A 21,524-nucleotide genomic window follows, 5' to 3' on the forward strand; every position below is an offset into this window, starting at 1 on the left:
ACCCGCTGAAGAAGAGAACGAGATGATTGACAAACTCAGCTGGCTGGCGCCGATCTACCCTGAGGTCGTTTTGCTGGCGATGGCCTGCATCATTTGCCTGGTCGACCTGTCTGACACCAGCCCGCGCCGCTCGCGTACCTACTTGCTGACGTCGCTGACGCTGGCCGTCGTAGCCTTGCTGACCGGCCTCAACGCGGCCGGCGGAGCCACCGTCTATGCCTTTGGCGGCCTGGTGGTGAGCGATCCGATGGGCAACTGGCTCAAGTGCTTCGCCACCATCGCGCTGATGGTGACGCTGGTCTATGGTCGCCCGTACGCGGCCGATCGCGGCATGTTGCGTGGCGGCGAGATGTTCACCATCAGCATGTTCGCGCTGCTGGGCATCTTCGTGATGATGTCGGGCGCCAACTTCCTGATGATCTACCTTGGTCTCGAGTTGCTGACGCTGTCGAGCTATGCGCTGGTGGCACTGCGCCGCGACAACGCGGTGGCGAGCGAGGCGGCGATGAAGTACTTCGTGCTCGGCGCCATGGCGAGCGGCTTCCTGCTGTACGGCATGTCGATGATGTACGGCGCCACCGGTTCGCTCGACATCAACGAGGTCTACAAGGCCATCGCGAGCCGCAAGGTGGACCACCAGGTGCTGGTGTTCGGCCTGGTGTTCATCGTCTCGGGCCTGGCATTCAAGGTCGGCGCCGCGCCGTTCCACATGTGGGTCCCGGACGTGTACCAGGGGGCGCCGACGGCGGTGACGCTGCTGATCGGCGCCGCGCCGGAACTGGCCGCCTTCGCGATCATCATCCGCCTGTTGGTGGAGGGCCTGTTGCCGCTCGCGATCGACTGGCAGCAGATGCTCGCCGTGCTGGCCGTGGCCTCGCTGCTGGTCGGCAACCTGGCGGCGATTGCGCAAAGCAACCTGAAGCGGATGCTGGCCTTCTCGACGATCGCGCAGATGGGCTTCCTGCTGCTCGGCCTCGTCGCGGGCGTGGTCAACGACAACACCTACAACGCCCAGTACGCGTACAGCGCATCGATGTTCTACGTCATCAGCTACGTGCTGACGACGCTGGCGAGCTTCGGCATCATCCTGCTGCTGGCGCGCGAAGGGTTCGAGAGCGAGGAGATCGTCGACCTGGCAGGTCTCAACCAACGCAGCCCGCTGTATGCCGGCGTGATGGCGATCGCGATGTTCTCGCTGGCAGGCTTGCCGCCGCTGGTCGGCTTCGATGCCAAGTTCGCGGTGCTGCAGGCGCTCATCGCGTCGGGCCAGCCGATCTACATCGGGCTCGCGGTGTTCGCCGTGATGATGTCGCTGGTCGGCTCGTTCTACTACCTGCGCGTGGTCAAGGTCATGTATTTCGATGAGCCGGTGACGGCGACGACGGTGTCGGCGCCTTTCGACGTGCGCACGGTGCTGTCGATCAATGGTGCGTTGATCCTGATCCTGGGCATCCTGCCGGGCGGCCTCATGACGCTCTGCGCGAAGGCGATCGTGGCCACGCTGGCCACCTGACCGCGTGTCGCAGGCGGCGTCGTGCTGGGTGGTCCTGCTGGTGGCGCTGGTCGCTGCCAACCTGCCTTTTGTCAACGAACGCTTGATGGCCGTGGTGCCGCTGGCGGGGCGCGGCAAGCCGCTTGCACTTCGGGTCGCCGAACTGGTGGTCCTGTATTTCCTGGCAGGCGGTGTCGGCATGCTCTTCGAGCGTCGCGTGGGGCAGATCGCCCCGCAAGGCTGGGAGTTCTATGCCGTGACGGGCGCACTGTTCCTGGTGCTGGCCTTCCCCGGCTTCACCTGGCGCTACCTCCTCAAACATCGCAAGGGCGGCCATGCCTGATTCACATCTGAGAGAAGAACCCACGGACAGCCAGTTGCTGTTCGAGGGCAAGTTCCTGGTGGCGCGGCGCGACACGGTTCGCCTGCCTGACGGGCACAGCGCCACGCGCGAATACGTGGTGCATCCGGGCGCCGTGGTCGTGGTGCCCCTGCTCGACGATGGGCGGGTGGTGCTGGAGCGGCAATTCCGCTATCCGATCGGGCACGTGATGACGGAGTTTCCTGCCGGCAAGCTCGACGCGGGCGAGGATCCATTCGTTTGCGGGCAGCGCGAACTGCTGGAAGAAACGGGCTACCGCGCACGCGAGTGGGCGCATGCGGGAGCGATGCACCTGGCCGTGGCCTATTCGACGGAGATCATCCACGTGTATTTCGCGCGGGGGCTGGAGCTTGGCGCGCGCCAGCTCGACCACGGCGAGTTTCTCGACGTGATCACTGCAACGACCGAGGAATTGCTGGCATGGTGCCGGGATGGCACCGTGACAGACGCCAAGACCCTGACCTGCGCGCTGTGGCTGCAGAACGTGCAGTCGGGCGCGTGGTCACTCGACTGGAAGCCCCTGGACGGAGCGGGCGGGGCCTGATAATTGGCGGCATGAAGGTCCTCAACCTCCAATGCGCGCTGGGGCATGGCTTCGAAGGGTGGTTCGCGTCCAACGAAGCGTTCGAGACGCAGCTCGCCGGCGGACTGGTCGAATGCCCGGTTTGCAGCGACACCCGGGTCACGAAGTTACTCAGCGCGCCTCGCATCAACCTGGGCGCCGTGGCGCCTTCGCAGCCCGGCGCACCGGCGGCCGAAGCTTCGGCGCGCTGGATGCAGGCCGCGCGTGAACTGATGGCGAAGACCGAGGACGTGGGTGATCGCTTTGCCGACGAGGCCCGCAAGATCCACTACGGAGAAGCGACTGACCGGGGTATCCGAGGTCAAGCCACGCGCGAGCAGGCCGAGGCGCTGGCGGAGGAGGGCATTCCCGTGCTCCAGCTGCCGATCCCGGCGGCACTCAAGGAAACGCTGCAATAGCGGCGTCGACCGGCGCTCCATCCGTGGGGCACGGCCCGGCTCGTCGCTGAGCCTTGCGCCTTGCAACCGGCCGCGAAAGCGCTTCCTCAGGCGGCGAACTGCAATGCAGCCAGGCGCGCGTAGACCCCGCCCTGCGCCACCAGCGTCGCGTGATTTCCCTGCTCCACGATGCCGCCGTGGTCGAGCACGATGATGCGGTCTGCCTTCTGCACCGTGGCCAGCCGGTGCGCGATCACGAGGGTGGTGCGACCTTCCATCGCGGATTCCAGCGCGGCCTGCACCATGCGTTCGCTTTCGGCGTCGAGCGCGCTGGTGGCTTCGTCGAGCAGCAGCAGCGGCGGGTTCTTGAGGATGGCGCGCGCTATGGCGATGCGCTGGCGCTGGCCGCCCGACAGGCGCACGCCGCGCTCGCCCAGGAAGGTGTCGTAGCCCTCGGGCAGGGCGCGCAGGAAGTCGTCGGCAAACGCGGCGCGGGCGGCTTCGTGGACCTCGGCCTCGGTGGCTTCCGGACGTCCGTAGCGGATGTTTTCCAGTGCGCTGGTCGAGAAGATCACGGCATCCTGCGGCACCAGCCCGATGCGGTGGCGCAGCTGGTCGAGCGAGAGTTCGGTCAACTGCGCGTTGTCCAGCACGATGCGGCCCGACTGCGGGTCGTAGTAGCGCAGCAGCAACTGGAACACCGTGCTCTTGCCCGCGCCGCTGGAGCCGACCAGCGCCACCGTTTCGCCGGGCGCCACGTCCAGGCTGAAGTGGCGCAGCGCCGGCGTTTGTGGCCGCGAGGGGTAGTGGAAGCCAACGTCCTCGAGGCGGATCGCGCTGCCGGCGGCGGGCACTGGCGTTTGCGCCGGGTTCGCTGGCGACACGATGGCTGATTCCGCATGCAGCAGTTCCATCAGGCGCTCGGTCGCGCCCGCGGCCCGCAAGAGGTCGCCATACACCTCGCCCAGCACCGCGGCCGAGCTGGCCAGGATGATCACGTAGACCACGGTCTGGCCCAAGTGCCCCGCCGTGATGTCGCCATGCAGCACCGCCTGCGTGCCCTGGTACAGGCCCCACAGCAGCGCGGCCGAGGTCGCGATGATGATGAAGGCCACCAGCACCGAGCGCGCCTTAGTGCGCCGCACGGCGGTGAGGAAGGCATGTTGCGTCGAAGTGCCGAAGCGCTCGGCCTCGCGCGCTTCGGCCGTATAGCTCTGCACCACCGGAATGGCATTGAGCACTTCGGCGGCGATGGCGCTGGAGTCCGCCACGCGGTCCTGGCTGGCGCGCGAGAGCTTGCGCACGCGGCGCCCGAACCACATGCTCGGCAGCACCACCAGCACCAGGATCAGCAGCACCTGGAACATCACATAAGGGTTGGTCCATACCAGCATGGCCAGCGCGCCCGCGCCCATCACCGCGTTGCGCAAGCCCATGCTCAGCGAGGAGCCGACCACGGTCTGCACGAGGGTGGTGTCGGCGGTCAGGCGGGACAGCACCTCGCCGGTCTGCGTGGTCTCGAAGAAGGCGGGGCTTTGCCGCAACACGTGGGAGTACACCGCATTGCGCAGGTCGGCCGTGATGCGTTCGCCGAGCCAGCTCACGGTGTAGAAGCGTGCAGCCGAGAACATGCCGAGCGCCACCGCCACGCCGAACAGCGCCAGGAAGTGGTCGCGCAGCGCCATCGTCTGCTCACCCTTGTCGGTGGAAACGAGGCCGCCGTCGATCAGGCTGCGCAAGGCCATCGGGAAGACCAGCGTGGTGACAGCCGCCAGCACCAGGAACAGGGCCGCGAGCGAGATCTGGAGTCGGTAGGGCCGCAGGAAGGGCCTCAGGCCGGAGAGCGATTGGGGCGAGCCCTTCGCAGGGGAAGACGTCGAAGCGATTGCAGCCATGTATGCATTGTAACTATCCCCTGCCGATACAAAGGTCGCCTTGACAATAATTGCCGAGGCAACTAATATTCAGGCCATGACAGTTCGTGACATTCCTGCGTCTCTCGGTGCTCCCGATGCCGATCCGGAGCGCGCCGTGCCGAGCTTTTACACGGGCGAAAACTACCGCTCGGAAGAGAGCATCGGCTACCTGATGCGACGCATCATGACGGCGGTGGGGCAGTCGGTCGAACTCAACATGTGCGAGCCCGGCAGCCCGACCTTCCCGCAATGGGTGCCGCTGCACAAGCTGCACATGAGACAGGCCGCCACGGTGGCCGAACTGGCGCGAGAATGCCAGCTCGACAACGGCGCCATGACGCGCCTGCTCGACCGTCTCGAAGCCAAGGGCCTGTGCCGCCGCGTGCGCTCGGTGGCCGACCGCCGGGTGGTCAACATCGAACTGACCGACGAAGGCCGCATCGCCGCCGAGCAGGTGCCCTACATCCTGAGTCGCGTGCAGAACGAGCACCTGGCCGGCTTCAGCCCCGAAGAGTGGGAACAGCTCAAGAACTTCCTGCGCCGCATCCTCGACAACGCACAGGCCCTGTCGGCCCGTGGAGAAAAAAATGACCCTTCTTCCTCCTGATTCCCTTGCCATGAAGACGGCGCGCCGAGGCACCGTCGTGGCCGCCGCCGCGCTGGCGCTGCTGCTGGCCGGTTGTGCCGAGATGGGCCACATCGACTCCGCTGCCCAGATGCGCGACGCCGCGGCGCTAGACCTGCCCGCCCAAGCCGCGCCGGAAGTGACTGTGGCAAGTCAATGGTGGCTGGCCTTCGGCGACACCCAGCTCAACGCGCTGGTCGACCAGGCCTTGCAGGGCAACCCGAACCTGCAGGTGGCCCAGGCCCGCATCGCCCGTGCACGGGCGCAGAGCCAGGTGGTCGGCGCCGCGGAGCTGCCGCAAGTCGGCGCTGGCCTCGACCTGACGCGCCAGCTGTTCAGCGAGACCTACATCTACCCGCCACCGCTCGGCGGATCGATCCAGGAGACCGGCACGCTGCAGCTCAACGGCAGCTGGGAGATCGACTTCTTCGGCAAGAACCGTTCGGCCCTGAATGCCGCCATCGGCGCGACCAATGCTGCCGCCGCGGACGCCGACGCCGCACGTGTGCTGCTCGCCAGCAACGTGGTGCGCGGCTATCTGCAATGGGCCCGCTGGAACGACCAGCTGGTGGTCGCCAAGCGCACGTTGGCCCAGCGCGAAGAGACCTTGCGCCTGGTGCGCGACCGCGTCTCGGCCGGACTCGACACCCGCCTGCAATTGCGCCAGAGCGAAGGCGGCATCCCCGAGGCACGCCAGCAGATGGAGGCGATCACCGAGCAGATCGCGTTGTCGCAGCATGCGCTCGACGCGCTGGTCGGCCAGCCCAATGCCACCGCGAACCTGAAGTCGCCCGAACTGACGGCGATCAAGAACATCGCGCTGCAACCGGTGCTGCCGGCCGACCTGCTCGGCCGCCGCGCCGACATCGCCGCTGCACGCTGGCGCGTCGAGGCCGCCACGCAGGACGTGAAGAACGCGAAGACCCAGTTCTATCCCAACGTCAACCTGGTCGCCTTCGCCGGCTTCCAGTCGATCGGCGTCGATTCGCTGTTGAAGTCGGCCAGCCAGCAGTGGGGCATCGGCCCGGCGATCCGCCTGCCGATCTTCGAAGGCGGCAGGCTGCGTGCCAACCTGCGCGGCAAGTCGGCCGACCTCGATGCGTCCATCGAGAGCTACAACACCACCGTGCTGGACGCCGTGCGCGACGTGGCCGATTCGGTGACTTCCGTGCAGTCGGTGGTGCGCCAGCAGGCCCAGCAGCGCGAAGCACAGGCCGCAGCCGAAAGCGCCTACGACATCGCGATGCAGCGATACGGCGCAGGGCTCGGGAACTTCCTCGACGTCCTGTCGGCCGAAACCACCGTGCTGCTGCAGCGCCGCCAGGGTGTCGATCTCGCGGCCCGCGCACTCGACACGCAAGTCGGCCTGGCCCGCGCCCTCGGCGGCGGCTGGCAGCCGACCCCGGAGACCAGCACCGCCGCGCTGGTCGCCCCCAACAAGATCCAGTGAACGCATCACCACCCATTCAGAGAGCCCGCAAATGACCGACACCGCCAACCCCAGCGCCGCAACTGCAGTACCGGCAGAACCGGCAGCCGCCCCCGCACCCAACGGCAAGCGTCGCCGTGCACTCACCGCGCTCGCGGCCGTCGTCGTCGTTGCCGGCGGCGCGTGGGGCGCCTATGAATGGCTGGTCGCGAGCCACTACGAGGACACCGACAACGCCTACGTTCAGGGCAACGTCATCCAGATCACGCCGCAGATCAGCGGCACCGTGATGTCCATCAGCGCCGACGACACCGATTTCGTGAAGGCGGGCCAGCCGCTGGTGCAGTTCGACCCGGCCGATGCCAGGGTTGCGCTGGAGCAGTCGGAGGCCGCGCTGGCCCAGGCCGTGCGCCAGGTGCGCACGCTCTATGCCAACAACGGTTCGCTCGCGGCCCAGGTCAACCTGCGCCAGGCCGACATCGTGCGCGCCCAGAGCGACATCGAACGCGCCCAGGAGGACCTGAAGCGCCGCCAGGCGCTTTCCGGCAACGGCGCCGTGTCGAAGGAAGAACTGAGCCACTCGGAGACGGCGCTGTCGAACGCCAGGAGCCAGTTGGCCGCGGCGCAGGCCGGCGTGGTGTCGGCGCGCGAGCAACTGGTGAGCAACCAGTCGCTGACCGAAGGGACCAGCATCGAGAAGCACCCCGCCGTCCTCGCCGCCGCCGCCAAGGTGCGCGAGGCCTACCTGGCCACGCAACGCGTCGCCATGCCCGCGCCGGTGGATGGCTACGTCGCCAGGCGCACCGTGCAACTGGGCCAGCGCGTCGCAGCCGGCACGCCGATGATGTCGATCGTGCCGCTGAACCAGGTCTGGGTCGATGCCAACTTCAAGGAAGTGCAGCTGCGCAACATCCGCCTCGGCCAGCCGGTGAAGATGACCGCCGACCTGTACGGCAAGAAGGTCGAGTACACCGGCAAGGTCGCAGGCCTGGGCGTGGGCACTGGGTCCGCCTTTGCGCTGCTGCCCGCGCAGAACGCGACCGGCAACTGGATCAAGGTGGTGCAGCGCGTGCCGGTTCGCATCTCGCTCGACCCCGAGCAGCTCAAGACCAATCCGCTGCGCGTGGGCCTGTCGATGGATGCGACCATCGACGTGTCGAAAAAGGACGGCAAGATGCTGGCCGATGCTCCGCGCGCCGCGGCGTTTTCGCAGACCGCTGTCTATAGCGCGCTGAACGAGGGCGCCGAAGCCGTGGTCAACGGCATCATCGCGGCCAACGTGGGCGGTGCGCGTGCGCCCCAGGCCGGCAAGCAGCCGGGCACACCGGCGCCAGCGCCAGCGGTGCCCAGCCCGGGCGCCTCGGCCGAGCCGCCGCAAGCCAGCGGCCCACACTCGGCTGCGGTCGCGCTGTCGACGCCGCGCAGCTGATCCCGCGGTAGCTTTCCAGTCCTTTCATGGCTACCGCTCCCGCCCACGTAGCCCACGCACCCCTCGAAGGCGCCGCGCGCGTCTGGGGGACCATTGCGCTCTCCGCGGCTACCTTCATGAACGTGCTCGATTCATCGATCGCGAACGTGTCCTTGCCTGCCATCTCGGGTGACCTCGGCGTCAGTGCGACGCAGGGCACCTGGGTCATCACCAGCTTCGCGGTCGCCAACGCGATCGCCGTGCCGCTGACCGGCTTCATGACGCAGCGCTTCGGTCAGGTGCGCCTGTTCGTGCTCAGCATCGCGCTGTTCATGCTGACCTCGCTGTTGTGCGGCCTGGCGCCGAACATGACCACGCTGATCCTGTTCCGCGCGGCGCAGGGCTTCGTTGCCGGGCCGATGATCCCGTTGTCGCAGACCCTGCTGCTCGCCAGCTATCCGAAGGCCAAGGCCGGGCTGGCGATGGCCATGTGGGCGATGACCACGCTGGTCGCGCCGGTGATGGGGCCGCTGCTCGGCGGCTGGATCACCGACAACATCTCGTGGCCGTGGATCTTCTACATCAACCTGCCGGTCGGTTTCGTCGCCGCGGCCATCACCTGGGCGCTCTACCGCAATCGCGACAGCGCGACCTACAAGGTGCCGATCGACGCGATCGGACTCGGGCTGCTGGTGCTGTGGGTCGGCTCGCTGCAGTTGATGCTGGACAAGGGCAAGGAGCTCGATTGGTTCCATTCGAGCACGATCGTCGCGCTGGCCGTGATCGCGGTGGTCGCGTTTGCCTTCTTCCTGATCTGGGAGCTGACCGAGGAGCATCCGGTGGTGGACCTGTCGCTGTTCAAGCGCCGCAACTTCTGGACGGGCGCCTTCGCGACGGCCATCGCCTACGGCCTGTTCTTCGGCAACGTGGTGATCATGCCGCTGTGGCTGCAGCAGTGGATGGGCTACACCGCGACCGATGCCGGCATGGTGACGGCGCCGGTCGGATTGCTGGCGATCGTGTTCTCGCCGATCGTCGGGCTGACCGTGGCCAAGGTGGACCCGCGGCGCTACACGACCTTCTCGTTCCTCGTGTTCGCGCTGGTGCTGTTCATGCGATCGCGCTTCAGCACGCAGGCCGACTTCTGGACGCTGATGATCCCGACCATCATCCAGGGCGTGGCGATGGCGTTCTTCTTCATTCCGCTGGTCACGATCACGCTGTCGGGCCTCACGCCGGACCGCATTCCGGCGGCGTCGGGCCTGTCGAATTTCCTGCGCATCACGGCGGGCGCGATGGGCACGTCGATCGCGACCACGGTGTGGGAGAACCGCGCGGCGCTGCACCACGCGCAACTCGTGGAAGCGGTGACCAGCGGCAGCTCGGCGACAGCCAGCGCGATCACGGGGCTGGGCGGCACTGGGTTCAGTGCGGACCAGGTGCTGGGGCAGCTCAATCGGATGGTCGACCAGCAGGCCTTCATGCTGGCTGCGGACGACCTGTTCTATGCGTCCGCGGTGATCTTCATCCTGCTCATTCCGCTGGTGTGGCTGTCGCGTCCGCCGAAGGGTGGCGCAGGCGCCAGCGACGCCGCGGCCGGGGCTCACTGACAGGAGTCTTACGGCGGCGCGTAGGACCGCGCGCCGTTGCACTGCAGCATAGGCATTTGCCCCAGTAGGAAGGGCATTAGGCCGCGCCTAACATCCGTCCGCGCTCGCTTGGTAGCGCGAACAGATGGACTGCATGACCGTAAATTTCCGCCAGCAAGAGGGCGAGCGCGCGAGATGAGCGACATCATTCTTGAAACGCGCCAGCTCACCAAGGAATTCAAGGGCTTCACCGCTGTCAGCAAGGTCGACCTTGCCGTGAAGCGCGGCGCGATCCATGCGCTGATCGGGCCCAACGGCGCTGGCAAGACCACCTGCTTCAACCTGCTGACCAAGTTCCTGGAGCCCACGTCCGGCACGATCCTCTTCAACGGCCAGGACATCACCCAGGAACGCCCCGCGCAGATCGCGCGTCGCGGCATCATCCGCTCGTTCCAGATCTCGGCCGTCTTTCCGCACCTCACCTTGATGGAGAACGTGCGGTTGGGCCTGCAGCGTTCGCTGGGAACTTCGTACCACTTCTGGAAGAGCGAGAAGTCGCTCAAGCCGCTCGAGGCGCGGGCGCGTGAACTGCTGTCCGAGGTGGGGCTCGAGGAAATGGCCGACGAGCTGACGGTCAACCTGCCGTACGGCCGCAAGCGCGCGCTCGAAATCGCGACCACGCTCGCGATGGAGCCCGAATTGATGCTCCTCGACGAGCCCACGCAGGGCATGGGCCACGAAGACGTGCACCGTGTGGCCGAACTCATCAAGCGCGTGTCGGCGGGCCGCACCATCCTGATGGTCGAGCACAACATGAGCGTGGTCTCCACGATTGCCGACACCATCACCGTGCTGCAGCGCGGCGCCGTGCTGGCCGAAGGGCAGTACGCCGAGGTCTCGAAGAATCCGCTGGTCATGGAGGCCTACATGGGCACGACCGACGGCCAACTGCAGGGAGCACATTGATGGCCGCCCCCGCACTCGAAATCAAGGACCTGCACGCCTGGTACGGCGAGTCGCATGTGCTGCATGGCGTCGACATGGTGGTGCAGCCCGGCGAAGTGGTCACGCTGCTGGGCCGCAATGGTGCAGGGCGCACCACCACGATGCGCGCAGTGCTCGGCCTGACCGGCAGCCGCAAGGGCAGCATCAAGGTGCACGGCACCGAGACGGTGGGCTTGCCGACGCACAAGATCGCGCATCTCGGCATCGGCTATTGCCCGGAAGAGCGCGGCATCTTCGCGAGCCTTTCCGCGGAAGAGAACCTGCTGCTGCCGCCGGTGCTCAAGGGTGCCGACAAGGGCATGTCCGTGGAAGAGATCTACGCGATGTTTCCCAACCTGGCCGAGCGCCGCAACAGCCAGGGCACGCGGCTCTCGGGCGGCGAGCAACAGATGCTCGCAGTGGGGCGCATCCTGCGCACCGGCGCCAGGCTGCTGCTGCTGGACGAAATTTCCGAAGGACTCGCACCGGTGATCGTGCAGGCGCTGGCCCGCATGATCGTCACGCTGCGGTCAAAGGGCTACACCATCGTCATGGTGGAGCAGAACTTCCGCTTTGCCGCGCCGCTGGCCGATCGTTTCTACGTGATGGAGCACGGCCGCATGGTCGAGGCCTTCAGCGCGAAGGAACTCGAGGCCAAGATGCCGGTGCTCAATGAACTGCTGGGCGTCTGATTTTTCCCTTTTACGTTTTTCCATCGATCGCACAGAGGAATCCATGAAATACCGTCTTACCGCACTGACACTGGCCATCGGCGCGCTCGCGTTGGCAGCGGTCCCGGCCTACGCGCAGGAGAAAGTCAAGATCGGCTTCGTCACCGACCTGTCGGGCCTCTACGCCGACCTGGAAGGCAAGGGCGGCGCCACCGCGATCCAGATGGCCATCGACGACTTCGGCGGCAAGGCGCTGGGCCAGCCGATCGAGCTGCTCACGGCCGACCACCAGAACAAGGCCGACATCGCCGCCTCGAAGGCGCGCGAATGGATCGACACCGCCGGCGTGACCATGGTGTTCGGCGGCACCAACTCCGGCGTGGCGCTGGCCGCGGCCAAGGTGGCGCAGGAAAAGAAGCGCGTCTACTTCAACAACGGCGCGGGCTCATCGGCGCTGACCAATGAAGCCTGCAGCCCCTACACCGTGCACTATGCCTACGACACCGTGGCGCTGGCCAAGGGCACCGGCGGCGCGGTGGTGGACAACGGCGGCAAGAGCTGGTTCTTCCTGACGGCCGACTATGCCTTCGGGCAGGCGCTCGAGGCCGACACCACGACCGTGGTCAAGGCCAAGGGCGGCACGGTGGTCGGCTCGGTCAGGCATCCGCTCAACGCGTCGGACTTCTCGTCCTTCCTGCTGCAGGCGCAGAACTCCAAGGCGCAGATCCTGGGTCTGGCCAATGCCGGCGGCGACTTCATCAACTCGATGAAGGCGGCCAAGGAATTCGGCATCACCAAGACCATGAAGGTCGCCGGCCTGCTGGTGTTCCTGAGCGACGTGCACAGCCTGGGCCTGAAGAACACCGAAGGCCTGCTGCACACCACGAGCTGGTATTGGGACCTGAACGACGACACGCGCAAGTTCGCGACCCGCTACTTCGAGAAGACCAAGCGCATGCCGACCGACGTGCAGGCCGCCGACTACTCGGCCACCATGACCTACCTGAAGGCCGTGACGGCCGCCAAGACCACCGACAGCGACAAGGTGATGGCCCAGCTCAAGAGCATGAAGATCGACGACTTCTATGCCAAGGGCCAGATCCGCGCCGACGGCAGCTTCATCCACGACATGTACCTCGTGGAAGTGAAGAAGCCCGAGGAATCGAAGCGGCCGTGGGACTACCTCAAGGTGATCAAGAAGATGCCGGGCGACCAAATCTTCACGACCCAATCCGAATCGAAATGCGCTCTCTGGAAATAAGGAATCCGACCATGAAAAAGGTACTCGCACTCTCCGCCGTCTCCCTCGCCATCGCACTGGCGTCTGGCGCCGCGCAAGCCCAGGAAAAGGTCAAGATCGGCTTCATCACCGACATGTCGAGCCTCTATGCCGACGTCGAAGGCAAGAACGGCGCACTGGCCATCCAGATGGCCATCGACGACTTCGGCGGCAAGGTCAACGGCATGCCGATCGAACTGCTCACCGCAGACCACCAGAACAAGGCCGACATCGCCGCCTCGAAGGCACGCGAGTGGATCGACACGCAAGGCCTGACGATGCTGTTCGGCGGCACCAGCTCGGGCACCGGCCTGGCGATGGCCAAGGTGGCGCAGGAGAAGAAGCGCGTGTTCATGGTCAACGGCGCCGGCAGCTCGGCCCTGACCAACGAGCAGTGCAGCCCCTACACCGTGCATTACGCCTACGACACGGTGGCGCTGGCCAAGGGCACCGGCAGCGCCGTCATCGCGCGCGGCGACAAGAGCTGGTTCTTCCTCACGGCCGACTACGCCTTCGGCCAGGCACTCGAAGCCGATGCCACCAAGGTCGTGAAGGAGAAGGGCGGCACGGTGGTGGGCTCGGTCAAGCATCCGCTCAATACCTCCGACTTCTCGTCCTTCCTGCTGCAGGCGCAGAACTCGAAGGCGCAGGTGCTGGCGCTGGCCAACGCCGGCGGCGACACCATCAACGCGATCAAGGCGGCCAAGGAATTCGGCATCACCAAGACGATGAAGATGGTCGGCCTGCTGGTGTTCGTGACCGACGTGCACAGCATCGGCCTCAAGAATGCCGAGGGCCTGCTGGTCACGACGAGCTGGGACTGGAACCTCGACGACAAGACGCGCGAATTCGGCAAGCGCTTCTTCGAAAAGACCAAGCGCATGCCCACCGACATCCAGGCGGCGGACTACTCGGCCACCATGACCTACCTGAAGGCGCTGCAGGCCGCCAAGACCATCGACGCCGACAAGGTCATGGACCAGATCAAGAAGACGCCGATCGACGACTTCTATGCCAAGGGCACGGTGCGCGCCGACGGCCGCTTCGTGCACGACATGTACCTGATGCAGGTCAAGTCGCCGGCCGAATCGAAGCAGCCGTGGGACTACTACAAGCTGGTGCAGAAGCTCAAGGGCGACGAGGTCTTCACGACCAAGGCCGAGTCGAAGTGCGCCCTCTGGAAGTAACCGTCTCGCTGCCAACCTGACCCGCGCGCTCCCAACCACATGAACATTTCGATCCAGGGCCTGTTGAGCCAGCTCCTCCTGGGGCTGGTCAACGGCTCGTTCTACGCGATCCTGAGCCTCGGGCTCGCGGTGATCTTCGGGTTGCTCAACGTCATCAACTTCGCGCACGGCGCGCTGTTCATGCTGGGCGCCATCTTCACGTGGATGGCGGCGGAGTATTTCGGCATCAACTACTGGTTCATGCTGCTGCTGGCGCCGATCGTGGTCGGCATCGTCGGCGTCCTGATCGAGCGATTGCTGCTGCGCTGGATCTACAAGCTCGACCACCTCTACGGCCTGCTGTTGACACTCGGGCTCACGTTGCTGATCGAAGGGGTGTTCCGCTCGGTCTATGGCTCGTCCGGCCTGCCTTACGACGCACCCGACGCGCTGGCGGGCGCGACGGATCTCGGCTTCATGGTCCTGCCCAACTACCGCGCCTGGGTCGTGCTGGCGTCGCTGGTGATCTGCTTCGCGACCTGGTACGTGATCGAGAAGACCCGGCTCGGCGCCTACCTGCGTGCCGGCACCGAGAACCCGCGGCTGGTCGAGGCCTTCGGCGTCAACGTGCCGCTGATGATCACGCTGACCTATGCCTTCGGATGCGCACTGGCGGCCTTTGCCGGCGTGCTGGCGGCGCCGGTGATCCAGGTGTCGCCGTTGATGGGGCAGAACCTCATCATCGTGGTGTTCGCGGTGGTGGTGATCGGCGGCATGGGCTCGATCATGGGCGCCATCCTGACCGGGCTCGGGCTCGGCGTCGTGGAGGGCTTCACCAAGGTGTTCTATCCGGAAGCTTCGTCCACGGTCGTGTTCGTGATCATGGTCATCGTGCTGCTCATCCGTCCGGCCGGCCTGTTCGGAAAAGAAAAATAAAGCGCGGCATGAAGAAGATCTCTACTGTCGTCTACGCGCTGCTGCTGGTCGCGCTGGTCCTGGCGCCGTTCTTCGGCGCGTACCCCGTGTTCGTGATGAAGCTGATGTGCTTCGCGCTGTTCGCCTCTGCATTCAACCTGCTGCTCGGCTACACCGGGCTGCTGTCCTTCGGGCATGCGGCCTTCCTCGGCGGCTCGGCCTACGTCGCCGGCCATGCGATCAAGGTCTGGGGATTGACGCCGGAACTCGGCCTGCTGGCCGGCACGCTCACCGGCGCGCTGCTGGGCTGGCTGTTCGGCGTGCTGGCGATCCGCCGCCAGGGCATCTACTTCGCGATGATCACGCTGGCGCTGGCCCAGATGATGTTCTTCGTCGCGCTGCAAGCCAAGTTCACTGGCGGCGAGGACGGCCTCCAGGGCGTGCCGCGCGGCAAGCTGTTCGGCGTGATCGACCTGTCGAACGACCTCACGATGTACTACGTCGCACTCGTGGTCGTGGTGCTCGCTTTCCTGCTGATCGTGCGCACCATCCATTCGCCGTTCGGGCAGGTGCTCAAGGGGATCAAGGAGAACGAGCCGCGTGCGCTGTCGCTGGGCTATGACGTGAGCCGCTTCAAGCTGCTGGCCTTCGTGATCTCGGCGGCGCTGTCGGGCCTGGCGGGTTCGCTGAAGACGCTGGTGCTGGGCTTTGCCACCTTGAGCGACGTGCACTGGACGGCATCGGGCCAGGTCATCCTGATGACGCTGGTGGGCGGGCTGGGCACGCTGTCGGGACCGCTGGTCGGCTCGGCCGTCGTGGTGCTGCTGGAGAACAAGATCGGCGAACTCGGCAACCTGCTGGCGCGCATCACCACCATCGACTGGTTCAATACGCTGGGCGAGTCGGTCACGATGGTCACGGGCCTGATCTTCGTGGTTTGCGTGCTGGCGTTCCGGCGCGGGATCATGGGCGAGATCATCGCGTTCATCGATCGGCTTCGGGGGCCGGCGAAATGAGCTGGCAGGCCGCCACGCGCTACCCGGATCCCGCGGTGCGGGCGCTGGACCCGCGCTTCGGCAAGTACATGATCTTCAGCGCCGCCATCGAGCGGATCGCCACCGGCATGCGCTGGGCGGAGGGTCCGGTCTGGTTCGGCGACCATCGCTGCCTGCTGTGGAGCGACATCCCCAACAACCGCGTGATGCGTTGGGACGAAGCGAGCGGCGACGTGACCGTGTTCCGGCAGCCGTCCAACTTCGCGAACGGACACACGCGCGACCGGCAAGGACGGCTGCTGAGCTGCGAGCACGGCAGCCGCAGCGTCACGCGTACCGAGCACGATGGGCGCGTGACCGTGATCCTCGACAAGTTCGACGGCAAGCGGCTCAACTCGCCCAACGACATCGTGGTGAAGTCCGACGACTCGATCTGGTTCACCGATCCGCCCTTCGGCATCCTGGGCCACTACGAAGGCCATCGCGCCGAGGCGGAGTTGCCCACCAACATCTATCGCGTGGACTGCAAGACAGGCCACGCGACCGTGGTCAGGAGTTCGGTGAACCGGCCCAATGGACTGTGCTTCTCGCCGGACGAGAAGCGGCTGTACGTGGTCGAGTCCGGCACCACACCACCCCGCATCCGCGTGTTCGATGTCAGCGATGGCGGTGATCAGCTCTACAACGACGGCGTGTTCTACAGCTGCAAGAAGGGCGAGCGCCCTGATGGCTTCCGCTGCGATGTCGACGGCAACCTCTGGGCCGGCTGGGGCACGGGCGAGGGCCAGGACGGGGTGCGGGTGTTCGCACCGGATGGCAAGCCCATCGGGCACATCACGCTGCCGGAGCGTTGCGCCAACCTGTGCTTTGGCGGCGTGGCGCGCAACCGGCTGTTCATGGCGGCGAGCCAGTCGGTGTATGCGCTGTACGTGAACACGCAGGGCGCTCATACGACTTCGCAATCAAACGCATGACTGCGTTGGATCGCCTTGCCGTGCTACAGCACTGTCTGCGGCGCTCCGCCTTGTCCTGCGCTTGATTGCAAAGTCGCGTCAGAGCCGTAGCGCAGCCGCGTAGCCCGTCATCTCCAGGTAGCCCCGCCCGACGGGCTTGCCTTTTTCATCCAGAAGGTCGCTCAGGCCTTCCCAATAGATCGCGCCGGTCGAGCCGCGGCTGTCGAGTTCCTGGTCATCCAGCAGGGCCTTGACGACAAAGCTCCCCGCAGGCGTGCGCACTTTCCATTCGACCGGGTAGCTCGCCTGGCTGGCCGTGCTCTTCCACACGCGCAGCGGCTCGAATGCCACCTCGTCCGGCGCGAACGGCTTCGGCACGCCGCCGGCCGCCCGGAACGAGCCACCGGCCCACAGCACGCCCCCCGTCTTGAGGCGCATCCGAAAAGCCATCAGCGCGCTGCCGTCCGCGAGGTTCATGCCGATCCAGTCCCAGCCGGCCGCGTCGGGGTGCAGGTAGGCTTCGCTCCATTCGTGGTCCAGCCAGGCCTTGCCCTGCACGTCGAAGGGCTGGCCGTGCAGGGTGATGCGGCCGCTCGTCGCGAGTTGCGGCTCGCTGTAGTAGTAGCTGGCCTGCGCGACCTCCGGGCCCTTGCGCGACAGGCCGGCGTCACCTTGGAGCAGCGGCGGTTGCGTGGGCATGAAACGCAGGTCCAGCGCGAAGCCGCTGGCCGGAATGCGGGCGCTGTACTCCTCGGCCTTGCGTTCCAGCAGCCAGTCGCGCAGATGCACGCGGGTATCGCCTTCGCTCGCCTCGGCCACGCCCATGCCGGCCCGCGCGATGCGCTGGTCGTGCAGCAGCTTGCCGCCGGCGAGATCGGTCATTGCGGCATGCGCAAAGATCAGTTGCCTGGCCGCGAAGGCCGATTGCATGGCTTGCGTCTCTGCGATGCGCGATCGAAAGAAGGTCACCTGGAAGCCGAACACGCGCGCGCCGGACGTGGCCTGGCCGGTGATGTACCACCACTCGGTGCGCAAGTCGGGATGGCTGCCGAAGTCGCGCGGAAACTGCAAGCCGCGGGGCGGCAGGGCCCAGGCCGGCAGCGGCATCAGCGCGCCCAGCAGCAGGTGGCGACGCGACAGGCGCAGCGTCATTTCAGCAGCGCCTCGATGCGTCGCTGGTCCGCGCTCACATCGCCGAACGCTTCGCGCACCCAATCGGCATCGTGGTAGCTGGGCAGGTAGCGTTCGCCGGCATCGCAGAGCAGCGACAGGATCGAGCCCTGCCGGCCGGCATCGCGCATCTCCTGCGCGATCGCCAGCATCGCCACCAGGTTGGTGCCGGTCGAGGGTCCGACCTTGCGGCCGAGCAGCGCCGAGAGCGCGCGCATCGCGGCCACCGAGTCGGCGTTGGACACTTCGACCATCCGGTCCACCAGCGTGCGGATGAAGCTGGGCTCCACGCGCGGACGGCCGATGCCCTCGATGCGCGAGCCCGGGGCGGTCAGCGATGCATCGCCCGTGCGGTGGTAGGCGCCGAACACCGAGCCCTCGGGATCGGCCACGCAGATCGAGGTGTCGTGGCAGCGATAGCGCACATAGCGCCCGATGGTTGCGCTGGTGCCGCCCGTGCCGGCGCCGACCACGATCCAAGCCGGGACCGGATGCCGCTCGTGCGTCATCTGCTCGAACATGCTCTGCGCGATGTTGTTGTTGCCGCGCCAGTCGGTGGCGCGTTCGGCAAACGTGAACTGGTCCATGTAGTGGCCGTTGCTGCGCTCGGCCAGCGCGCGCGCCTCGTCGTAGACCTGCGCGGCGCGCTCGACGAAATGGCATTGGCCGCCGTAGAAGCCGATCTGTGCGATCTTTTCAGGCGAGGTGGTGCGCGGCATCACCGCGACGAAGGGCAGGCCCAGCAGCCGCGCGAAGTAGGCCTCGCTCACGGCCGTCGAGCCGCTCGATGCCTCGACGACCGTGGTGCCTTCGCGGATCCAGCCGTTGCACAAGGCGTAGAGAAACAGCGAGCGCGCGAGCCGGTGCTTCAGGCTGCCCGTGGGATGGGTCGACTCGTCCTTCAGGTACAGGTCGATGCCGGCAGCGGCGAGGCCGGGCAGCGGCAGCGGGATGAGGTGCGTGTCGGCGCTGCGCTGGTAGTCGGCCTCGATGCGGCGGATCGCCTCGGTCTGCCAGCCTGGGGTGTGGGGGGGACGCGTCATCGGGGGATTGTCACCAAACCGCCTGCGATCGGGGACGCGGCGCTTGGTATTTCGCTCGGAGGCGTCGACGAATAGCTTCCCTAGCTGGAGACGTAGACCGGCCGTTGGTATTCGTCGTCCGGCTCTCCATGTTCGGCGGCGCCTCCATCGTGCCCGCTGCCCGAACTTGTCGACGGCGGATTGCCCCATTTCCAGTTCCGGATCTCGGGCATGTCCTGCCCATGCTGGCGGATGTAGTGCTGGTGCGCGATCAGCTTGTCCTGCGTCATCTGCTTCAGGTAGGCGCCCTTGCTCCCCAGGTTGGGCAGGTAGTCGATCACGTCCTGCACCAGGTGGAAGCGGTCCAGCTCGTTCTGCACGCGCATGTCGAACACGGTGGTGATGGTGCCTTCTTCCCGGTAGCCGTGCACGTGCAGGTTGCGGTTGGCGCGCCGGTAGGTCAGGCGATGAACCAGCGACGGATAGCCGTGGAAGGCAAAGATGATGTGCTTGTCGATGGTGAACAGCGAGTTGTAGTCCGACTCGTTCAGCCCATGCGGATGCTCGCTCGCGGATTGCAGCTTCATCAGGTCGACGACGTTGATGACGCGGATGCGGATCTCGGGCAGGTGTTCGCGCAGGATCGAGACGGCCGCCAGCACTTCCAGCGTGGGCGTGTCGCCGCAGCAGGCCATGACGATGTCGGGCTCGGCGTCCTGGTCGTTGCTGGCCCACTGCCAGATGCCGATGCCTTCGGTGCAGTGCATGACGGCGGCCTCCATGTCCAGCCACTGCGGCAATGCATGCTTGCCGGCCACCACGACGTTGACATAGTGCCGGCTGCGCAGGCAGTGGTCGAACACCGACAGCAGGCAGTTGGCATCGGGCGGCAGGTAGATGCGAACGATGTCGGCTTTCTTGTTGACCACGTGGTCGAGGAAGCCCGGGTCCTGGTGCGTGAAGCCGTTGTGGTCCTGCTGCCAGACATGCGAGGCGAGCAGGTAGTTCAATGAGGCGATCGGGCGCCGCCACGGCAGTTCCGACGTGACCTTCAACCACTTGGCATGCTGGCTGAACATCGAATCCACGATGCGAATAAAGGCCTCGTAGCTGTTGAACACGCCGTGGCGGCCGGTCAGCAGGTAGCCTTCGAGCCAGCCTTCGCACTGGTGCTCGCTGAGCATCGAATCGAGCACGCGGCCGGCCGGCGCGAGGAACTCGTCGCCGGGTACATGCCGCGCGTCCCACTGGCGCGCGGTGGCTTCGAAGACGGCGCCCAACAGGTTCGAGAGCGTTTCGTCCGGCCCGAAGAGGCGGAAAGTCTGCGGATTGAGCTTGATCACGTCGCGCAGAAACTTGCCGAGCACCACCGTGTCGCCCATGTCGACCGCGCCGGGGCTCTCCACTGCGATGGCGTAGGACCGGAACTCGGGCATGCGCAGGTCGCGCAGCAGCATGCCACCGTTGGCATGGGGATTGGCGCTCATCCGGCGCGTGCCCCTGGGTGCCAGCTCGGCCAATTCGGGAAGCAAGCCGCCCCGCTCGTCGAACAGGGTTTCGGCGCCATAGCTCTTCATCCAGGCTTCGAGTTGCAACAGGTGGTCGGGGTGCGCGGGATCGACCACCAGCGGCACCTGGTGCGACCGGAAGGTGCCTTCGACCGGCAGTCCGTCGACCACCTTCGGCCCGGTCCATCCCTTGGGGGACCTGAAGACGATCATCGGCCAGCGCGGCCGCTCGTGGTCGCCGGTGCCGCGCGCATCCTGCTGGATCCGCCGGATCTGCTCGACGGCGTAGTCCATCGTGGCGGCCATGAGCTGGTGCATCTGTTGCGGGTCCTCGCCCTCCACGAACAGCGGTGTCCAGCCGCAGCCGCGGAAGAACTGCGCCAGTTCGTCGCGCTCGATGCGTGCCAGCACGGTCGGGTTGCTGATCTTGAAACCATTGAGGTGAAGGATTGGCAGCACTGCGCCATCGTTGATCGGGTCGAGCATCTTGTTCGAATGCCAGGCCGTGGCCAGCGGGCCAGTCTCGGCTTCGCCGTCGCCGACCACGCAGGCGACGATCAGGTCGGGGTTGTCGAATACCGCGCCGAACGCGTGGCTGAGCGAGTAGCCCAGTTCACCGCCTTCGTGGATGGAGCCTGGCGTCGTCGGCGCGACGTGACTCGAAATGCCGCCGGGAAACGAGAACTGCGCGAACAGCTTCTTCATGCCGGCCTCGTCCTGCCCGATGTCCGGGTAGATCTCGCTGTAGGTGCCTTCTAGCCAGGCGTTGCCCACCAGCGCCTGCCCGCCATGGCCGGGGCCGGCGACATAGATCATGTTCAGGTCGTGCTCCCTGATGACCCGGTTCAGGTGCACGTAGATGAAGTTCTGGCCCGGCACGGTGCCCCAGTGCCCGACCACGAGCGGCTTGACATGCGACAGCTTCAGCGGCACGCGCAGCAGGGGGTTGTCGTAGAGATAGAGCTGGCCGACGGACAGGTAGTTGGCGGCGCGCCAATACGCGTCCATGCGGGAGAGCAGTTCGGGGGGCAGGGTGGCGATCTTCATGCCTTGTTATAGA

The 21,524-nt window shown here is 66.2% G+C and carries 19 protein-coding genes; 15 read left to right on the plus strand and 4 right to left on the minus strand.

Going from position 1 to position 21,524, the window contains the following annotated elements; translation table 11 throughout:
* Positions 1 to 22: 22 nt before the first annotated feature.
* Genes nuoN through HCU76_RS09775 form a run of 4 tightly spaced genes read left to right on the plus strand, consistent with a single transcriptional unit; the run spans position 23 to position 2,855 of the window.
* Positions 23 to 1,513, plus strand: coding sequence for an NADH-quinone oxidoreductase subunit NuoN (gene nuoN / locus HCU76_RS09760; RefSeq protein ID WP_218509112.1), 1,491 nt, complete (start codon positions 23 to 25; stop codon positions 1,511 to 1,513).
* A gap of 4 nt (positions 1,514 to 1,517) precedes the next feature.
* Positions 1,518 to 1,835: a DUF2818 family protein gene (locus tag HCU76_RS09765; protein ID WP_213953397.1), complete on the plus strand. Its 318-nt coding sequence runs from the start codon at positions 1,518 to 1,520 to the stop codon at positions 1,833 to 1,835.
* Positions 1,828 to 2,418 carry an NUDIX domain-containing protein gene (locus HCU76_RS09770; protein ID WP_213953398.1) on the plus strand — a complete coding sequence of 197 codons (591 nt, stop codon included), beginning with the start codon at positions 1,828 to 1,830 and terminating at the stop codon, positions 2,416 to 2,418. Before HCU76_RS09765 ends, HCU76_RS09770 begins: the two co-directional genes overlap by 8 nt.
* 11 nt (positions 2,419 to 2,429) lie before the next feature.
* Positions 2,430 to 2,855, plus strand: a complete 426-nt coding sequence (locus HCU76_RS09775; RefSeq protein WP_213953399.1) for a DUF1178 family protein — start codon at positions 2,430 to 2,432, stop codon at positions 2,853 to 2,855.
* 86 nt (positions 2,856 to 2,941) lie between these two features.
* Here the strand turns inward: HCU76_RS09775 and HCU76_RS09780 are convergent, their stop codons facing one another.
* Complete coding sequence (locus HCU76_RS09780; RefSeq protein ID WP_218509113.1) at positions 2,942 to 4,729, minus strand: ABC transporter transmembrane domain-containing protein; 1,788 nt, start codon at positions 4,727 to 4,729, stop codon at positions 2,942 to 2,944.
* A 76-nt stretch (positions 4,730 to 4,805) separates the two neighbouring features.
* Here HCU76_RS09780 and HCU76_RS09785 point away from each other — a divergent pair, with 76 nt between their 5' ends.
* The 11 genes from HCU76_RS09785 to HCU76_RS09835 all read left to right on the plus strand — a co-directional run bounded on the left by HCU76_RS09785 (position 4,806) and on the right by HCU76_RS09835 (position 16,785).
* Complete coding sequence (locus tag HCU76_RS09785) at positions 4,806 to 5,357, plus strand: MarR family winged helix-turn-helix transcriptional regulator (RefSeq protein ID WP_218509114.1); 552 nt, start codon at positions 4,806 to 4,808, stop codon at positions 5,355 to 5,357.
* Positions 5,338 to 6,825, plus strand: coding sequence for an efflux transporter outer membrane subunit (locus HCU76_RS09790; protein WP_218509115.1), 1,488 nt, complete (start codon positions 5,338 to 5,340; stop codon positions 6,823 to 6,825). Before HCU76_RS09785 ends, HCU76_RS09790 begins: the two co-directional genes overlap by 20 nt.
* Positions 6,826 to 6,856: 31 nt before the next feature.
* The gene (locus HCU76_RS09795) at positions 6,857 to 8,233 is read left to right on the plus strand and encodes an efflux RND transporter periplasmic adaptor subunit (protein ID WP_218509116.1); all 1,377 of its coding nucleotides are present in this window, start codon (positions 6,857 to 6,859) and stop codon (positions 8,231 to 8,233) included.
* A 26-nt stretch (positions 8,234 to 8,259) separates the two neighbouring features.
* Entirely contained in the window at positions 8,260 to 9,822 is a 1,563-nt protein-coding gene (locus HCU76_RS09800; RefSeq protein WP_218509117.1) for a DHA2 family efflux MFS transporter permease subunit, read from the plus strand.
* Positions 9,823 to 9,996: 174 nt separating this feature from the next.
* Positions 9,997 to 10,767, plus strand: a complete 771-nt coding sequence (locus HCU76_RS09805; RefSeq protein ID WP_218509118.1) for an ABC transporter ATP-binding protein — start codon at positions 9,997 to 9,999, stop codon at positions 10,765 to 10,767.
* Positions 10,767 to 11,477, plus strand: coding sequence for an ABC transporter ATP-binding protein (locus HCU76_RS09810; RefSeq protein ID WP_218509119.1), 711 nt, complete (start codon positions 10,767 to 10,769; stop codon positions 11,475 to 11,477). The genes HCU76_RS09805 and HCU76_RS09810 overlap by 1 nt, the downstream gene beginning before the upstream one ends.
* Positions 11,478 to 11,520: 43 nt before the next feature.
* Positions 11,521 to 12,717 carry an ABC transporter substrate-binding protein gene (locus HCU76_RS09815; protein WP_213953406.1) on the plus strand — a complete coding sequence of 399 codons (1,197 nt, stop codon included), beginning with the start codon at positions 11,521 to 11,523 and terminating at the stop codon, positions 12,715 to 12,717.
* A gap of 11 nt (positions 12,718 to 12,728) precedes the next feature.
* Positions 12,729 to 13,922 carry an ABC transporter substrate-binding protein gene (locus tag HCU76_RS09820; protein ID WP_213953407.1) on the plus strand — a complete coding sequence of 398 codons (1,194 nt, stop codon included), beginning with the start codon at positions 12,729 to 12,731 and terminating at the stop codon, positions 13,920 to 13,922.
* 39 nt (positions 13,923 to 13,961) lie between these two features.
* Positions 13,962 to 14,837 (plus strand): branched-chain amino acid ABC transporter permease, encoded by an 876-nt coding sequence (locus HCU76_RS09825; RefSeq protein ID WP_213953408.1) that lies wholly within the window; start codon positions 13,962 to 13,964, stop codon positions 14,835 to 14,837.
* Between the two features lie 8 nt (positions 14,838 to 14,845).
* On the plus strand, positions 14,846 to 15,832 hold the full coding sequence (locus HCU76_RS09830) for a branched-chain amino acid ABC transporter permease (RefSeq protein ID WP_218509120.1): 987 nt from the start codon (positions 14,846 to 14,848) through the stop codon (positions 15,830 to 15,832).
* Positions 15,829 to 16,785, plus strand: a complete 957-nt coding sequence (locus HCU76_RS09835) for an SMP-30/gluconolactonase/LRE family protein (protein WP_218509121.1) — start codon at positions 15,829 to 15,831, stop codon at positions 16,783 to 16,785. Before HCU76_RS09830 ends, HCU76_RS09835 begins: the two co-directional genes overlap by 4 nt.
* A gap of 78 nt (positions 16,786 to 16,863) precedes the next feature.
* Here HCU76_RS09835 and HCU76_RS09840 read toward each other — a convergent pair whose 3' ends face one another.
* The 3 genes from HCU76_RS09840 to HCU76_RS09850 all read right to left on the minus strand — a co-directional run bounded on the left by HCU76_RS09840 (position 16,864) and on the right by HCU76_RS09850 (position 21,511).
* A complete protein-coding gene (locus HCU76_RS09840; RefSeq protein ID WP_218509122.1) occupies positions 16,864 to 17,916 on the minus strand; it encodes a carotenoid 1,2-hydratase in 1,053 nt (350 codons plus the stop codon).
* Positions 17,913 to 18,977: a PLP-dependent cysteine synthase family protein gene (locus tag HCU76_RS09845; protein ID WP_218509123.1), complete on the minus strand. Its 1,065-nt coding sequence runs from the start codon at positions 18,975 to 18,977 to the stop codon at positions 17,913 to 17,915. Before HCU76_RS09845 ends, HCU76_RS09840 begins: the two co-directional genes overlap by 4 nt.
* A gap of 80 nt (positions 18,978 to 19,057) precedes the next feature.
* Positions 19,058 to 21,511 (minus strand): phosphoketolase, encoded by a 2,454-nt coding sequence (locus HCU76_RS09850; protein WP_218509124.1) that lies wholly within the window; start codon positions 21,509 to 21,511, stop codon positions 19,058 to 19,060.
* Positions 21,512 to 21,524 lie beyond the last annotated feature (13 nt).

Source organism: Variovorax sp. dw_308 (genome assembly GCF_019207085.1).
In the GTDB taxonomy this organism is placed as follows: Bacteria; Pseudomonadota; Gammaproteobacteria; order Burkholderiales; family Burkholderiaceae_C; genus Variovorax.

What these genes read in the sequence shown, in the direction of transcription:
- nuoN (WP_218509112.1), top strand. Translation starts at nt 23, where the DNA reads ATGATTGACAAACTCAGCTGGCTGGCGCCGATCTACCCTGAGGTCGTT.
- HCU76_RS09770 (WP_213953398.1), top strand. Translation starts at nt 1,828, where the DNA reads ATGCCTGATTCACATCTGAGAGAAGAACCCACGGACAGCCAGTTGCTG.
- HCU76_RS09775 (WP_213953399.1), top strand. Translation starts at nt 2,430, where the DNA reads ATGAAGGTCCTCAACCTCCAATGCGCGCTGGGGCATGGCTTCGAAGGG.
- HCU76_RS09780 (WP_218509113.1), bottom strand. Translation starts at nt 4,729, where the DNA reads ATGGCTGCAATCGCTTCGACGTCTTCCCCTGCGAAGGGCTCGCCCCAA.
- HCU76_RS09785 (WP_218509114.1), top strand. Translation starts at nt 4,806, where the DNA reads ATGACAGTTCGTGACATTCCTGCGTCTCTCGGTGCTCCCGATGCCGAT.
- HCU76_RS09790 (WP_218509115.1), top strand. Translation starts at nt 5,338, where the DNA reads ATGACCCTTCTTCCTCCTGATTCCCTTGCCATGAAGACGGCGCGCCGA.
- HCU76_RS09795 (WP_218509116.1), top strand. Translation starts at nt 6,857, where the DNA reads ATGACCGACACCGCCAACCCCAGCGCCGCAACTGCAGTACCGGCAGAA.
- HCU76_RS09800 (WP_218509117.1), top strand. Translation starts at nt 8,260, where the DNA reads ATGGCTACCGCTCCCGCCCACGTAGCCCACGCACCCCTCGAAGGCGCC.
- HCU76_RS09805 (WP_218509118.1), top strand. Translation starts at nt 9,997, where the DNA reads ATGAGCGACATCATTCTTGAAACGCGCCAGCTCACCAAGGAATTCAAG.
- HCU76_RS09810 (WP_218509119.1), top strand. Translation starts at nt 10,767, where the DNA reads ATGGCCGCCCCCGCACTCGAAATCAAGGACCTGCACGCCTGGTACGGC.
- HCU76_RS09815 (WP_213953406.1), top strand. Translation starts at nt 11,521, where the DNA reads ATGAAATACCGTCTTACCGCACTGACACTGGCCATCGGCGCGCTCGCG.
- HCU76_RS09820 (WP_213953407.1), top strand. Translation starts at nt 12,729, where the DNA reads ATGAAAAAGGTACTCGCACTCTCCGCCGTCTCCCTCGCCATCGCACTG.
- HCU76_RS09825 (WP_213953408.1), top strand. Translation starts at nt 13,962, where the DNA reads ATGAACATTTCGATCCAGGGCCTGTTGAGCCAGCTCCTCCTGGGGCTG.
- HCU76_RS09830 (WP_218509120.1), top strand. Translation starts at nt 14,846, where the DNA reads ATGAAGAAGATCTCTACTGTCGTCTACGCGCTGCTGCTGGTCGCGCTG.
- HCU76_RS09835 (WP_218509121.1), top strand. Translation starts at nt 15,829, where the DNA reads ATGAGCTGGCAGGCCGCCACGCGCTACCCGGATCCCGCGGTGCGGGCG.
- HCU76_RS09840 (WP_218509122.1), bottom strand. Translation starts at nt 17,916, where the DNA reads ATGACGCTGCGCCTGTCGCGTCGCCACCTGCTGCTGGGCGCGCTGATG.
- HCU76_RS09845 (WP_218509123.1), bottom strand. Translation starts at nt 18,977, where the DNA reads ATGACGCGTCCCCCCCACACCCCAGGCTGGCAGACCGAGGCGATCCGC.
- HCU76_RS09850 (WP_218509124.1), bottom strand. Translation starts at nt 21,511, where the DNA reads ATGAAGATCGCCACCCTGCCCCCCGAACTGCTCTCCCGCATGGACGCG.